Source organism: Paenibacillus sp. S25, from assembly GCF_019454085.1.
GTDB classification, from domain to species: Bacteria; Bacillota; Bacilli; order Paenibacillales; family Paenibacillaceae; genus Paenibacillus; species Paenibacillus polymyxa_B.
In genome coordinates this window covers 3,704,570-3,719,206 of record NZ_CP073683.1, presented here as the reverse complement: position 1 = coordinate 3,719,206, position 14,637 = coordinate 3,704,570, and the positions used below count along the sequence as shown (strand labels likewise).

Sequence of the window (14,637 nt, the reverse complement as noted above, 5' to 3'; positions counted from 1 at the left end):
GTATCATGGTTCTAATTAGTTGATCTAGGATTCGGTTGAAAATTTATTGGCAATGGAGAGAAGGAATGTGACGGTAACGATCTATGATGTAGCTCGCGAAGCTGGTGTCTCAATGGCCACAGTGTCCCGCGTAGTTAACAATAATCCTAATGTGAAACCTCAGACCCGCAAGAAAGTGTACGAAGCGATTGAACAATTGGGATATCGCCCAAATGCGGTTGCTAGAGGTCTGGCCAGCAAGAAGACAACGACCGTCGGCGTGGTTATACCGGATATATCGAACTCAATTTTTGCAGAAATTGCGCGCGGTATTGAGGATATAGCGAATATGTATCACTATAATATTATTTTGTGTAATGCCGACAAGCGAAAAGAAAAAGAGATTCGTGTCATCAACACATTGCTTGAAAAGCAAGTGGATGGTCTTCTGTTCATGGGTGGTACAGTAACGGACGAGCATATTCAGGCGTTCCATACAGCTGCGGTCCCTATCGTTCTATGTGCAACGAGTGATGAAAAAGGAAGCTATCCTTCGGTCGATATCGACCATGAAGCCGCTGCTTTTGATGCAGTAAACACGTTGATCCGCCATGGACACCGTCAAATCGCAATGATCAGTGGTACGCTTCAAGACCCTGCAAACGGCTATGCACGTTTCCAAGGTTACAAGAGAGCACTGGAAACAGCCGGGATTGATTATCAGGAGGATCTCGTGCGAATCGGGAACTACCGTTATGAATCCGGTGTCGAAGCAATGAAATATTTTCTCGGCCTGAAGAAGAAGCCAAGTGCGATTTTTGCTGCTACGGATGAAATGGCAATTGGTGCGATCCACAGTATTCAGGATGAGGGATTGAAAGTTCCTGATGATTTTTCGGTAATCAGTGTTGACAATATTCGTATGGCCTCTATGGTTCGTCCTCAGCTGACAACCGTCGCGCAACCGATGTACGATTTGGGTGCGGTAGCGATGCGTTTGCTGACCAAGCTGATGAAAAAGGAAAACGTGGAGAATCCTCGCGTTATTTTGCCGCATGAAACAATTTTGCGGTTGTCAGTTAATTATTTAGACTAGACGCAGTGCTGAATAGGATATACCTTCGATGAAAGCTCCTTTGATGGAGCTTTTTTCGCGGATATAAAGCTTCTTATGGACATCATCATCAAACCAAGAATAGAGGGATGCGTAATGAGCCGACTTTATGGATTAATGGGTGCTATGGATGAAGAAATTGAATTGCTGCTGGCAGCGATGACGGAAGCGAGCAAGACGGTCAAGGCTGGAATCACGTACACTACAGGAATCATTCACGGGCAAAGAGTCGTTGTCTGCAAATCCGGTGTAGGCAAGGTTAATGCTGCGGTAACAACACAAATCCTGATTGATCATTTTGGTGTAGAACAGATTATATTTACGGGAGTGGCAGGGGCAGTTCATCCCGATTTAAACATTGGGGATATTGTCATCTCATCAACATGTATGCAGCATGATATGGATGTAACGCCTTTGGGTTATGCCAGAGGGGTCATTCCTTATCAGGACACCTCAGAGTTTGTGGCTGATCCCGAGCTTGTAAGTCTAGCTGAGCAAGCCTGCAAATCGTTTGGCGATCGGTATATTGTCGGCAAGGTACTTTCTGGCGATCAATTTGTTGCAAATCGTGAGTTAGTGACTGCATTACATCAGGAAATGGACGGTGCTTGTACCGAAATGGAGGGTGCAGCTGTGGCTCAGACAGCTCATATGAACGCTGTGCCTTATGTTGTCCTACGATCTATGTCAGATAAGGCTGATGGATCGGCTCACGTTAATTATGCTGAATTTACGGTAGAAGCTTCACATCGTTCGCATCGTATTGTGGAGTTCATGCTCAAGCATTTGGGCTAAGGGTATAATTTTTTAATACATGAATCTTCGGACAAACCGGATATGGTCAAACTGCTCCTGTGATGCGAGGGGCACATCCTTTCCCATTCGTACCATCAGACAGTTAGCAGGATGTGAGCATATTTCAGGATCATCCGTGGCGTACCAGACCATATCTACAGTTTTCATCAGACGTTCCATCATGCGGCGGTATTCCCATACGGAGAGACCGCTGCCTTTTAAATCCCAATGCCAATAGTATTCGGTCGTAAAAATAATATAGGATTCAAGCTGTCCGTCCTCAAAGGCAATCCGAATCATTCGGCTACCCAGGCCCAGACCACGATAGTCATCGGCTACCTCAACAGCTCCAAGTTCCAGTAAATCCTTCATACCAGCTTCCGACCAGCGCTCCATCTCATCTGGGTAATGAAAAGTAACATATCCCAGAAGGGTATCCCCGTTGTGGGCAATGATAATTCTGCCTTCTGGCAGTTCCGAAATATCCACCAACGCGTCGAACTGTTCCTTTGGTTTGCGAAAGGCATCTAATTGCTTGTGCATTTGAAATGAACGCAGATGATCCGCGGATACGGGGCCTTCTACATAGATTGTTTGTCCCTTATGATCCAGCGTGTCCAAGTGGTACAGTTTTAAATGCTGCATGTGTACGCCCTCCTTGTTCGCCATGAGCTCGTTCCTCATATCCCCTACTTATAGCAAAAAAACAATTAAATGAAAAGGATGGTCGTCACATCCTGACCTATGATATACTGTTTTAGACATAAAATGTTCACAATTAAGTGCTTAAATCAACCAGTACACCAAAGGACTTCATCTGCTTTATTGATTTTGTAAGCGTTATCTTGTTCTGTGTGATTCTCATTAATCCATTGTGAGGAGGCTTAACGCATGAAGATTGAAGAACTCCAGACTGTAGTTCCCACATCCAACATGGGCCCGTATGAACAAGCTTACAACAACTTTCAGTGGGAGGATGCAGAGCGTCATTTTACGTGGTATGAAACAGGCAGGGTGAATATGGCACATGAAGCCATTGATCGACATGTACAGGAAGGACGAGGTGAGAAAGCGGCACTATTGTATTGTGACGCAAACCGTCACGAAACCTACACCTTCTCTCAGCTTCGTGCTAGCTCTAACAAGTTCGGAAATGTGCTGCGGAAATACGGTATTGGTAAAGGGGAGCGGGTATTTATTTTCATGCCACGTTCACCCGAGCTGGTTATTAGTTTACTTGGTGTTCTAAAGGTTGGGGCTGTTGTCGGTCCATTGTTTGAGGCGTTTATGGAAACTGCGGTTAAAGATCGATTGGAGGATAGTGGGGCGGTGGCATTAGTGACCACACCTGCGCTTCTGCCACGGGTAAAACGTGAGGAGCTTCCTGAGCTGCGACATATTTTTGTGGTTGGTGATATGGATGCACGTGAGCAGGGAATTATCGATTTCGAGACAGAAATGCTTATGTCCTCAGAGGAACTTGAGCCAGAATGGTTGAATCGTGAAGATGGATTAATTATTCACTATACATCAGGCTCAACAGGCAAGCCCAAAGGCGTGTATCATGTGCAAAATGCAATGATTCAGCATTACTATACTGGCAAAATGGTACTGGATTTGCGGGAAGATGATGTGTATTGGTGTACTGCTGATCCTGGCTGGGTCACGGGAACATCATACGGTATTTTTGCTCCATGGCTAAATGGAGCGACGAATGTCATTCGTGGGGGGCGTTTCAGCCCGGAAGACTGGTACCGCACGATTGAGCGTCACGAAGTGACCATATGGTATAGTGCTCCTACAGCGTTTCGAATGCTGATGAGCGCAGGGGAGCAGGTTGTTTCCAAATATGATCTCAGCAGCCTGCGGCATGTATTATCCGTCGGGGAACCGTTGAATCCAGAAGTGGTGCGATGGGGATGGCAAGTGTATACACAGCGCATTCATGATACTTGGTGGATGACGGAAACAGGAGCACAGTTGATCTGTAATTACCCTGAGCTGCCAATTAAGCCGGGTTCGATGGGAAAGCCACTCCCAGGTATTCAGGCTGCTATTTTGGACGACAGAGGGCAGGTGTTGCCTCCTAACCGGATGGGCCACTTGGCGATCCGTACACCATGGCCATCCATGATGAATCGTATATGGAACAATCCGAACAAGTTTCAGGAATATTTCCGCTTTCCCGGTTGGTATGTATCGGGTGATTCAGCTTACATGGATGAGGACGGATATTTCTGGTTTCAGGGTAGGATTGATGATGTCATTAACTCCTCCGGGGAGCGAATCGGCCCTTTTGAGGTGGAGAGCAAGCTTCTGGAGCATCCTGCTGTAGCGGAAGCCGGAGTCATTGGAAAACCAGATATCGTGCGGGGAGAGATTATCAAGGCTTTTGTTGCACTGCGTGAAGGCTATGCACCGTCTGAAGCTTTACAGCAGGACATCTATCGCTTCGTTAAGGAAGGGCTGTCTGCTCATGCTGCTCCACGCGAAATTGAGTTTAAGGAAAAGCTACCCAAAACCCGTTCCGGTAAAATTATGAGACGCGTGTTGAAAGCCTGGGAGCTTAACCTTCCTACAGGTGACTTATCTACCATAGAGGATTGAAGTGCTGTGCATATTAGAATTAAAAAAGGGAGTCTCCAAAGCCTTAACGGCTAAGGGGACTCCCTTTTTGTTAGGGTGAATCTCATATTCACCCAACCTATCACTTTCTGCTTTTGTCTTCAGTTATGGACGGACCGCTCCGGAAGGAGCCGATTCCCCCATGGCATTCATGGAGGTGACACGAAACCAGCCTTTTGGCTTTTTCCCCGACTTATATTCAAAGCTGGTAGATGCGGTAGAGCCTATGTTTGTAAAAGGCTCCGCACCGCTTTCGCTGTAATACACCTTATAGCCTGTAATAGCGTCCGCAGACTTACCTGCGCTCCATTGGAGCGCTACGGATGAGCCAGCGGCTTTAGCTTGGGGCTGTCCAGGGGCAGTAGGAACCTCTGTAGGCTGCACACCTGTTCCATCTCCCTCGCCCGGAACGTCTGGAGACTCAGAATCTGCAGGTGGCACCACAGGTGCTGCGCTTGCTTTCGGGCTTGGACCGGACTCATGGCCGCCTACATCAACGGCGGTCACGTAGTAGCTGGAGCTGCTGCCCCCAGGGCTGTCAGAGAACACCTTGGAGCCGTCAGCCATAACAACCTTGCCAAGCCGTTGGAAGCTACCCCCATCTGTAGAACGATACAGACGGTATCCTACGACGTCGCTGTTTCCGCTTGGGCTAAAGCTGATTATGGCTTTGCCGTCACTATAGCTTACGTTGACGCTAGATGGTGCGTTAGGGGCTACTCCATCGTCCTTGCGTGGATCAATCTGAGTAGGAGCTTCCTTATCTGCATCCTGAGGCAGATAGTAGGACAACGAATTATGTCGTCTCATCACCTTAAAAGCTTGCTGAAGCTCTTTAATCAATTCTGAGATGGGCTTTTCCCGTTTCCTAACGGTCCGTTCAAATAACATATCATCCGGTGTACCCTCACGTGGAATATAATTCACACCTTGATAGGTAATATATTTCGCACGGCTCACACCATTTTCACTGTTTTTAGGTGGATACTTACTGTTATAAATGTCCGAACCATACGCGGATGCTGTACGGCTTACAATGCCGTCAGGTCTCTTGAAGCTGTCCGTTTGGAACAGCTGAGCATCTTTAGCTGTTACTTCATTCATGATTAGAGCCCATAGGCGACGAGCCCGCTCTTTTTGGACTTTCGTTTCAAGCTTATTGACAGGTTGCTTGTAACCAACCCATACACCCAGCGTGACGTCAGGTGTAAAGCCCTCGAACCAAACATCAGTGTAGGATTGCGTAGTGCCTGTCTTGCCGGCAATCGGAATCTTGCCGGATTGATCAAAGTTCCGCTTCACCAGTCTGCCTGTGCCTTCCGACACGGCTGTACGCAACATATCTGTCATCAGGTAGGCGGTTTGCGGTGAGAAGGCCTGCACAGGATTAGCCTGATGCTTATATACAATATTGCCTTGCGAATCCACAATCTTTTCGATCATATAGGCGTCATTAAACACACCGCCGTTTGGAATGGCTCCATATGCATTCGTGAGTTCCTCGACGGTCACCCCATGGGCCAAGCCGCCAAGTACACCCGTTTGGGCGTTGTTATCACTGGATTCCAAGGTGGTGATACCCAGTTTTTTAGCAAAAGCCCAAGCATTGCTAATCCCTACTTTTTCGTTAAACAGCTTGAGTGCTATCGTATTTAGCGATTGATTCAGTGCATAACGCGCGGTAACCAATCCTTGATAGCGGTTGTTAGCATTTTTCGGAATATGATATCCATTACTGCCATCTTTCAAAATAATAGGGGCATCATCCACGATACTACCAGGCTGCACAAGACCGCTGTCCAATGCAGGGAGATAGGCAGCAATCGGTTTCATTGCCGAACCTGGTTGACGTACCATCTGCGTGGCATAATTCATCTGCTCCTTTTGGAAGTCCCGCCCTTCCATCATTCCAAGAATGGCGCCTGTTTTATGCTGAATCAGAATAGCCGCTGCTTGTTCGTCACCCTTGGTTTTACTAGTGGCAGAGAAGTTGTTTTTATTTTCTGCAATTTGACGCATAGATTTGTAGACGCTCTTATCAATGGTGGTGTACACCATATAACCGCCTGTGCGAAGCTGCTGTTCGGCTTCTTTGAGTAAATCGTTATCGTCCTTGGTCTTGGCATCTGCACTGGCATTAGCTGCTTGGCCCGGATTGGTGACAGACATGAGTGCCTGCGCAGCCTGTCGTTCTGTTTCCATCATAAGGTATGGATAGGTGTTATAAGCTTTAACAGTGCGTGGTGCGAGAGATTTTTTGATATCAAAAGCCATCGCTTCATCATACTGTGCTTTATTGATTTTGTTCTCCTCCAGCATTCGACTGAGCACCAGGTGCTGGCGGTTGATGGCTCTTTTAAAGCCAGCTTCATTAAACTCGCCCTTACCGTTGTAAGCAGAATAAGAAGAAGGAAGCTGTGGCAAACCTGCCAGATAGGCGGCCTGGGCTACATTAATCTCATTCAGATCATTCTCATTAAAAATACCTTTGGCCGCTGCTTTAATGCCAAAGACGTTGTAACCGCTTGAACCGTTACCAAAAGGTACTTTATTGAGATAGGCTGTAATAATTTGTTGCTTGCTCAGAAAGCGCTCAAGGCGCAGGGACAGCAAAATTTCTTTGACCTTGCGGTCATCCGTGCGATCGAGATTTAGAAAGACACGACGCGCAAGCTGCTGGGTGAGGGTACTCCCCCCGGTTTGTACGGATTCATGCAGCGCCTTTTGCTTCACAGCACGCAGCGTTCCCGACAGATCGACACCTTTATGCTCATAAAAATGATTATCTTCAATGGCAATGACTGCGTCAATGACGAGTTGTGGAATCTCCTTAAACGTGACAGGTCTTCGATCTTCTTCTGTTCGAAGTTGTCCGATGGGAGAGCCATCATTGAAATAAGCGAAGCCTGTAATTGCATTCTTATCTACTTCCTGTAAGATCATGGATCTGGAACGCACGGGTTCGCTTTTTACAATAGAAGCAACATAGCCGGCGGCGGCCCCTCCTGCAAATAGTGCCCCCATAAAACCGATGATGATGACCCACTTTATGACACGGCCGAGCCTTCGCATGGTTGTCCTCAAGCGGGAAGGCTTTGGCGCTGATACATTGTTTTTTTCTTCAACCATTAAGTCTTCCTCCTTTATAACAGCCATTATTATAGCATAAAATTACAAAATGAACCCATATGCTAAAAAGCCTGTCTTTTGATGTCGTTGACTACATAAAAGCAGTGTGTTATAAATAGGTCAAAGTAAATATCGTGAAAAGCAGAGAAAGACTTCAGTAGAAGGCGGAATCACGTTGTGCAGAGAGCCGATGGGTGGTGTGAATCGGTAGCGTCCCTCCTTTGAATTACCGTCTGGAGCTGTCTGGATGAATGGAAAGCATTTGCAGGTTTGCGAAGCTACCATAGTAATCCAGTACCGGGTGTAGGCCCGTTATAGGAATGAAGTGAAAGAAATGTCTGTCTTTGACATGCGTTTCTTTAATTAGGGTGGTAACGCGAGTAGCTCCTTCTCGTCCCTTGGGATGAAAGGGGCTTTTTGGTTTGTCTAATATGTAATATTTTGGATGAAAAATAGGAGGTATACAGGATGAAGTGGGAAGAATTGAAGCCGGAGCAACAGGTAGAGGTCGAGCGACAGCTAGAGGTGATACAGCGGGGTGTGGCGGAGATTGTACCGGAGGATGAGCTGAAGCGTAAGGTAATTAAGTCGGTCGTTAGCGGCGAGCCGCTCAAAATTAAGCTGGGTCTTGATCCATCTGCGCCAGACATTCACATCGGACATACGGTTGTTATGCACAAACTGCGCCAGTTCCAGGAATTAGGCCATCAAGTGCAACTGATTATCGGAGATTTTACAGGCAGAATTGGTGATCCGACAGGTAAATCGGAGACTCGTAAGCAACTGACTGAGGAAGATGTACAGCGTAATGCACAAACGTACAAGGAACAAATTTTTAAAATTCTCGATCCTGAAAAAACAAAGGTATTCTACAATTCCGAATGGTTAGGGCCAATGTCTTTTGCTGATGTAGTAACCCTGTCGGCCAAAGTAACGGTTGCCCGTATGTTGGAACGAGATGATTTTACAAAAAGGTACCAAAACGGATTGCCGATCAGCATCCATGAGTTCTTTTACCCGCTGATGCAGGGCATGGATTCCGTGGCTCTCCAAAGCGATATTGAATTGGGGGGGACGGATCAGAAGTTTAATCTGCTGATGGGCAGAACCCTGCAAAAAGAATACGGAGTTGAGCCGCAGGCTACTATTACATTACCATTGCTTGAAGGACTGGATGGCGTCCAGAAGATGAGCAAAAGTTTGGGGAACTACATTGGTGTTGATGAGGAGCCAAACGAAATATACGGGAAATCCATGTCCGTTCCTGACGAGCTGATGCTGAAATATTTTGAGCTTGCAACGGATATCAACAACGAGGAGCTGGCAGAGCTGGCGAAAGGTGTTAAGGACGGCTCAGTACATCCACGTGATGCCAAAATGAAGCTGGCTGGAACGTTAGTGCGCATGTACCACGGCGAAGAAGCAGAGGAAGCAGCGAAGCAGCATTTTGTGACCGTATTCCAGCAACGTGCGCTGCCTGACGATATTGAAGAGTTCACCTTGACGGCTGATCAGTTAGAAGAAGGTGGCATTCGTGTGATGCAGTTGCTGACTCATCTGGGCTTTGCAGCATCAAATGGTGAAGCCAAGCGCAGTATTCAGCAGGGTTCGGTCAAAATTAACGAAGAGAAATGGACCGATGTGAACGAAGCATACACGCCGAAGGAAGGCGACATTGTGCAGGTAGGTAAACGGAAATTTGCTAAAATCAAGCTTGGATAATGAAAATATATTCAAAAGCAGCACTGAGATTGTATCGATCTCAGCGTTGCTTTTTTATTTCTGCCAAGTGAAAAGTCATGGTAAACTTAGCACAAATAATCAAACATGTAGGTAAAGAGTTATACATAATGAAAACGTGGGTTGCACAATTTGGGTGTAGGATAGATAACCAAAACAATTACAAGTGCGGGGAAGGATTATATGGACTACTTTAAACGAATTCAGTGTGCGATTGAGTTTATTGAATTGAATCTCCGGGAGGATTTAAAAATTGCCGAGATTGCTTCACAGGCATGCTTTTCAGCTTTTCATTTCCAACGGGTTTTTCAGGCCATTTCGGGTTTTACGGTTCAACAATATATAAGAAGGAGAAGATTGTCCGAGGCGGCTGAACAGCTAAAACAATCCAATCAAAAAGTGTTGGACATTGCTATTGAGTATCAGTACAACTCACAAGAAGCTTTTACCCGCGCTTTTGAAAAGAACTTTGGGATCACTCCTGGGAAGTATCGTAACGGTAATATTGAGCTTCCTGCGCAAAGTAAAATCAATTTTCTAGATTACCAAAAAAATACGATGGGGGATTTGGATGTGAATAAGCCGGTGATATTGCAGCTCGAAACGGTCAAAATTGTAGGGTATGAATATAAAACAAATCTGAACAATGAGCAGCACTATAAAGAAATCCCAGGGTTTTATGAGCACTTTGGAGCAAATGAATATTTTATGTATATCCCGAACAAAATTGCACCGGGAATGTCATATGGGGTTGCCTGTCGATTTGAAGACAACGGTGCATTTTCATTTGTGGTGGGCGAGGCAGTTGAAAAAGAGTCAAAAGAACTGGCAGAGGGTTTTATATATATGGAGATTCCAGCAGGGAAGTATGCTGAGTTTGACGCTTCGGGTTCAGATGGACGGGTTCAGAATATACGAGATTTTATCTATGGCACATGGCTTCCTAATTCTAATTTTGAACGGAGGGAGGGGCCTGATTTTGAAATTACGGACGTGATGAATTCCTCCTATCCAGATCATTTGAGTATGAAGGTATACATCCCCATTGAATAATACCCTCAGGCTCGATGCATAGGGAATATAAAAAAGCACCCGAATAAATTCGGGTGCTTTTTGGTGCTAATGCAAGGATTAGCGGTTGTAGAATTCGACGATTTGTTTTTCATCGATATCTTGGGACAATTCGCCACGCTCAGGCAAACGAATGAATTTACCTTCCAGAGCTGCGTCATTGTACTCCAGGTAAGCTGCCAAGTGGTTGCGGTTTTCCAAAGCTTCTTTAATGGAAGACAGGGAACGACTTCTTTCACGAAGACCGATCACGTCGCCAAGACTTACTTGGTAAGAAGCGATGTCAACTTTTTTACCGTTCACAGTAACGTGACCGTGAGCTACCAATTGACGTGCGCCTGCACGGGAATTAGCAAAGCCAAGACGGAACACAAGGTTGTCCAGGCGGCTTTCCAGCAAGAACATAAAGTTTTCACCAGCGATACCGTGCATGTGTTGAGCTTTGTTGAACAGGGTACGGAATTGTTTTTCACCCAAGCCGTACATGTGACGCAGCTTTTGTTTCTCTTGAAGCTGCATACCGTAGTTGCTGATTTTTCTCCGTTGGTTTGCACCATGTTGTCCCGGAGGGAAAGGGCGTTTCAATTCTTTACCTGTGCCGCTCAGGGAAATACCGAGACGACGGCTCAATTTAAATTTAGGACCAGTGTAACGTGCCATTATAGAGTTAACTCCTTCATAATTAAAATTTGAGTTGGGGCTCTCTTTGCGCTCCAATTTGTTCGGCGCTACCAGTTAAGGTAAGACGCACTACTGACAGAAAAGTTCAGCCGCTGTCCTGTCAGCAACAAAAAAGATGAGGGTGACACAAACTGTTACGCCCAAAATTTAAGATCCGCACAGTAGATAGTTCTGCCGTACAGTCTTTTTCATTAATATATACTATATGTAAAAGTGGGTCAATGTCAAGAAAAGAAAAAGAATGAAAACGTCAGATTTTGTCGATAGGGCTTAAGAACTAAAAAAGTGGGACGAATTTCTGAAAAATGGATGCAAATTTCTAGAGTTGAGAGTAAAATAGATCATATTATGAGCTATAGTGGTGTATAGCCGCTGTCTTGGTACAGCTAATTTTGCTGTGAAGGAGCGCCTTAATATGTCGGAATTTTCAACAACGGATCAGCAAATGCTTGACAGTAAAACAGTCCAGGCTGGCGGTGCTCCGCTGTTTGATGATAAAGGATATACGTCTTTTGCCTGGCTCCAGAACATGGATATGACACCCTATGATTTCCCCTATATTAACCAGCTGCTTGTCCAAGGATATCGGAGTTGGTTACAGCAGAGCAATGGTATATCCTGGATTAACGAAGAATATACTGCTGTTTTTAATTTTATAGGTGTTCGTGTTGCTGGTAGGCAAGAAGATGATGACGAGGATTTGGATTTGGTCGAACGTTGTTGCATATCTAGAGAGATGGAAGTGAGTCAGCGCAAACTTCGTGATGGAAGCCTTGCGGTTGTATATATGGTTCCCATACTATGTCGTAATTACAAGAGGGAGCCCTTTGCCGCTCTTCGTTTTACACGGCCTGCTCAACATTCTATCTCAAATCAGGACACATTGTTAGCAGCTGCTTTACATTTTAAATCCTGCTTTTACTCGAAGTTTGAGTATATATTTATGGAAGATATCCTTGGGATGCAGAATCGAAGCGATCGTGAAGGTAGACGGCGTTCTATTTTATTTCAGATTGTAAAACGGATGCATGACAAAATTGACGTGGAAGGCGTGCTGGATGAGGTATTCGGGAGCATCGCCTATTTGTTTCCCCATGTAGATATCACCTTGTATATGAGTCAGGATCGACACAGTCGCAATCCGCAGGTCAAACCTTTGCTGCTGCATGAACGGGACGAAGATGTATGCGTCCGTGCATTTATGAAAGGGCAAATGGCTGTGAATGAGCCTGTCGGTGCACAAGATGAAATGACTGAAATTGCGATCCCATTACGTGGCAAGCAGGGTGTATACGGTGTTTTCCATATGATCCTTCCATCGGGTGCGGATAGTATGAAAAAAGTGGATGTAGAGCTGATTGCCATGATGGCGGATACGGCTGGCACTGCATTTGAAAATGCGAAGCTGCTTGAGCAATCGAATGTACTTATCCATGAATTGCGTCTCATTAATGAACTGGTTCAGCGCTTGAATCAGAGCCTGAAGTTAAATGAAATATTTGAATTTGCCGTGCAGGAGTTATTAAAAATGTTCATGGCGGACTTTTGTTGTATTGTACAGCTTGATCAGGATGGAGACTGTTTTAAGGTCATGTCGAGCAATGTGGAAAGCTTAAGATTGGAAAGTTACCCTCTTGAAGATGGATTTGCTGGACTGATACGCTTAACAGGAGAACCAGTGATTGTGTCGGACTATAGAAAGGATGGGAAGATAACCTCTCATTTTATGGATGCGACGGACTCCCAGTCTTTGATGGCTGTACCTATGAAGACCAGCGGTACTCCTAAAGGGGTTATACTATTGTCCAGCAAGCTTCCACACTTTTTCTCTTACGATAATTACAAAATGCTGCAAATGCTAGCCCCTCATATCGGGTTAGCGGTAACCAATGCTATGCTGCACGCTGAGGTGCGGCGGCTGGCTAATATGGATATGTTAACAGGTCTGTATGTACGTCATTATGTGGACCAAATCATTCAGCAACATCAGGAAAAGGATTTCTGTGGATCTCTTATTTTGGTTGATATTGATCAATTCAAACAGGTGAATGATACGCATGGGCATCAGACGGGCGACGAAATTTTGAAAAGCGTCAGCAATATTGTTCGTTCGGCGACTCGCGATGAGGATGTATGTGCCAGATGGGGCGGCGAGGAGCTTGCCATTTATTTACCGCAGCTGGGGGTGCAGCAGGCGCTCGGATATGCCGAAAAAATACGTTACCGTGTACAGCATGAAACCGAGCCTCAGGTGACTGTTTCTTGCGGGATTGCTGAATGGAACTGGCTGGACGAGCAGATCAGTATTGAATCTTTATTTTATAGGGCTGATATGGCCTTGTACGAAGCGAAAAATGAAGGACGCAATCGAATAGTTGTTGATCATGTAGCCAATGTGTAGAGAATATTCCTTAGGGAATGTTCTCTTTTTGTCTTGCATAACCCATTGCAGACAGGTAATCCTAAACGTAGCTATACATCGTGTGTATGATTGAACTATAGGGATAACACGATGAAGTGAACCAGGTAGCATAACTGCCTTAAAGCAGGATTTTGCTTATGAGTACAGTTATGTTCAGGATAGGATGGATGATGGGATGCATTGGAGAAAGCAATGGGTGATGCAGGTTTGTGGTGTGTTCCTTGTAATAGGTGTGTTAAGTGGTTGTGCACTGGATCGACAATATACTCCTGAACAGATTTTTAAGAGATCTGTTGCAGGAATGGCCGGCAAAGAGATGGTAATGTTTACTGGACGGACTGCAATTAGAGCTGACAGTGGTCTGCCAACGAATAAGCAGTTTGAATATCGCGGCAGGCTAAGAAATCACGATGAATTGATCATGGATTGGGGCTCTGCAGAAGCTTTTCGTAAGCAAGGTGGCTACGTAGCCCTGCAACAAGGTAAGTCCGAGCATGATGTTACACAAGAGCGTTTTCTTCGTCAGAGTGGAAAATGGGTTGCACTGACATCCGGTTACCCCCCTCTGGTTGGAAATGGTATGTTAAATCGCTTCAATCCGATTCAGGAGCTTGAGGAATTAAATACACTGAATAAGAGCATTCGAATGGAAACGGGAGCTGCCCGGGGAACTTGGGTATTGAGGATTGAACCGGAATCTGCTTCGGCAAAGCGCTGGTTGAAAGATCGTTTAATAAAAGAAATGAATACTATAAACCCTCAAATCGGGATATTAAAAACGCAGCATACAGGAACGAATCGAGAACTGCAAAAGAAGCTGACTCAAATATGGGCACAAAGTTGTGAGGATATGAGCAACCAGCTGGAGCAATCTATTGTGCGTACTGTGTATCATCTGACCATAGATCGCCAAACGGGTTTACCCTTAAAGCTTTCATCGGAATGCCGAATTTCCCGACAGGGAGTAAATGAAGAGCTACATCAAGAGGCTTTGATAACCCGAGTTACTTTTGAGGACTACAAGTAACGGAGCGGGCGTGATACAATGAATTTTGAATTAACCATTGTTCAAAAAGAATGA

General features: G+C 45.4%; 10 protein-coding genes and 1 other annotated feature. Of the genes, 7 read left to right on the top strand and 3 right to left on the bottom strand.

Features of this window, described 5'->3' with window-relative positions:
- The first annotated feature begins 67 nt into the window (after positions 1–67).
- Both ccpA and KAI37_RS16370 read left to right on the top strand, forming a co-directional pair.
- Complete coding sequence (gene ccpA, locus KAI37_RS16375; protein WP_023989333.1) at positions 68–1,075, top strand: catabolite control protein A; 1,008 nt, start codon at positions 68–70, stop codon at positions 1,073–1,075.
- Between the two features lie 114 nt (positions 1,076–1,189).
- Positions 1,190–1,888 (top strand): 5'-methylthioadenosine/adenosylhomocysteine nucleosidase, encoded by a 699-nt coding sequence (locus tag KAI37_RS16370; protein WP_025724019.1) that lies wholly within the window; start codon positions 1,190–1,192, stop codon positions 1,886–1,888.
- A gap of 12 nt (positions 1,889–1,900) precedes the next feature.
- Here the strand turns inward: KAI37_RS16370 and KAI37_RS16365 are convergent, their stop codons facing one another.
- On the bottom strand, positions 1,901–2,533 hold the full coding sequence (locus tag KAI37_RS16365; protein WP_104496768.1) for a GNAT family N-acetyltransferase: 633 nt from the start codon (positions 2,531–2,533) through the stop codon (positions 1,901–1,903).
- 246 nt (positions 2,534–2,779) lie between these two features.
- Here KAI37_RS16365 and acsA point away from each other — a divergent pair, with 246 nt between their 5' ends.
- On the top strand, positions 2,780–4,495 hold the full coding sequence (gene acsA, locus KAI37_RS16360) for an acetate--CoA ligase (RefSeq protein WP_220029834.1): 1,716 nt from the start codon (positions 2,780–2,782) through the stop codon (positions 4,493–4,495).
- 123 nt (positions 4,496–4,618) lie between these two features.
- On the opposite strand, the gene KAI37_RS16355 is transcribed toward acsA, so the two are convergent.
- Positions 4,619–7,642 (bottom strand): penicillin-binding protein 1A, encoded by a 3,024-nt coding sequence (locus KAI37_RS16355; protein WP_220029833.1) that lies wholly within the window; start codon positions 7,640–7,642, stop codon positions 4,619–4,621.
- 135 nt (positions 7,643–7,777) lie between these two features.
- Positions 7,778–8,044 (top strand) — a binding site (T-box leader).
- Between the two features lie 66 nt (positions 8,045–8,110).
- Here KAI37_RS16355 and tyrS point away from each other — a divergent pair.
- Both tyrS and KAI37_RS16345 read left to right on the top strand, forming a co-directional pair.
- A complete protein-coding gene (gene tyrS / locus KAI37_RS16350) occupies positions 8,111–9,364 on the top strand; it encodes a tyrosine--tRNA ligase (RefSeq protein ID WP_071641593.1) in 1,254 nt (417 codons plus the stop codon).
- 201 nt (positions 9,365–9,565) lie between these two features.
- Positions 9,566–10,435, top strand: a complete 870-nt coding sequence (locus tag KAI37_RS16345) for an AraC family transcriptional regulator (protein ID WP_071641592.1) — start codon at positions 9,566–9,568, stop codon at positions 10,433–10,435.
- Positions 10,436–10,513: 78 nt separating this feature from the next.
- Here the strand turns inward: KAI37_RS16345 and rpsD are convergent, their stop codons facing one another.
- Entirely contained in the window at positions 10,514–11,113 is a 600-nt protein-coding gene (gene rpsD / locus KAI37_RS16340; RefSeq protein ID WP_025723468.1) for a 30S ribosomal protein S4, read from the bottom strand.
- A gap of 436 nt (positions 11,114–11,549) precedes the next feature.
- Between rpsD and KAI37_RS16335 the strand changes: the two genes are divergently transcribed.
- Positions 11,550–13,535: a sensor domain-containing diguanylate cyclase gene (locus KAI37_RS16335; RefSeq protein ID WP_220029832.1), complete on the top strand. Its 1,986-nt coding sequence runs from the start codon at positions 11,550–11,552 to the stop codon at positions 13,533–13,535.
- A 196-nt stretch (positions 13,536–13,731) separates the two neighbouring features.
- Positions 13,732–14,583, top strand: coding sequence for a hypothetical protein (locus tag KAI37_RS16330; protein WP_481856549.1), 852 nt, complete (start codon positions 13,732–13,734; stop codon positions 14,581–14,583).
- Positions 14,584–14,637: the final 54 nt, after the last annotated feature.

What these genes read in the sequence shown, in the direction of transcription:
- KAI37_RS16355 (WP_220029833.1), bottom strand. Translation starts at nt 7,642, where the DNA reads ATGGTTGAAGAAAAAAACAATGTATCAGCGCCAAAGCCTTCCCGCTTG.
- KAI37_RS16330 (WP_481856549.1), top strand. Translation starts at nt 13,732, where the DNA reads ATGCATTGGAGAAAGCAATGGGTGATGCAGGTTTGTGGTGTGTTCCTT.
- acsA (WP_220029834.1), top strand. Translation starts at nt 2,780, where the DNA reads ATGAAGATTGAAGAACTCCAGACTGTAGTTCCCACATCCAACATGGGC.
- KAI37_RS16335 (WP_220029832.1), top strand. Translation starts at nt 11,550, where the DNA reads ATGTCGGAATTTTCAACAACGGATCAGCAAATGCTTGACAGTAAAACA.
- KAI37_RS16365 (WP_104496768.1), bottom strand. Translation starts at nt 2,533, where the DNA reads ATGCAGCATTTAAAACTGTACCACTTGGACACGCTGGATCATAAGGGA.
- KAI37_RS16370 (WP_025724019.1), top strand. Translation starts at nt 1,190, where the DNA reads ATGAGCCGACTTTATGGATTAATGGGTGCTATGGATGAAGAAATTGAA.
- tyrS (WP_071641593.1), top strand. Translation starts at nt 8,111, where the DNA reads ATGAAGTGGGAAGAATTGAAGCCGGAGCAACAGGTAGAGGTCGAGCGA.
- KAI37_RS16345 (WP_071641592.1), top strand. Translation starts at nt 9,566, where the DNA reads ATGGACTACTTTAAACGAATTCAGTGTGCGATTGAGTTTATTGAATTG.
- rpsD (WP_025723468.1), bottom strand. Translation starts at nt 11,113, where the DNA reads ATGGCACGTTACACTGGTCCTAAATTTAAATTGAGCCGTCGTCTCGGT.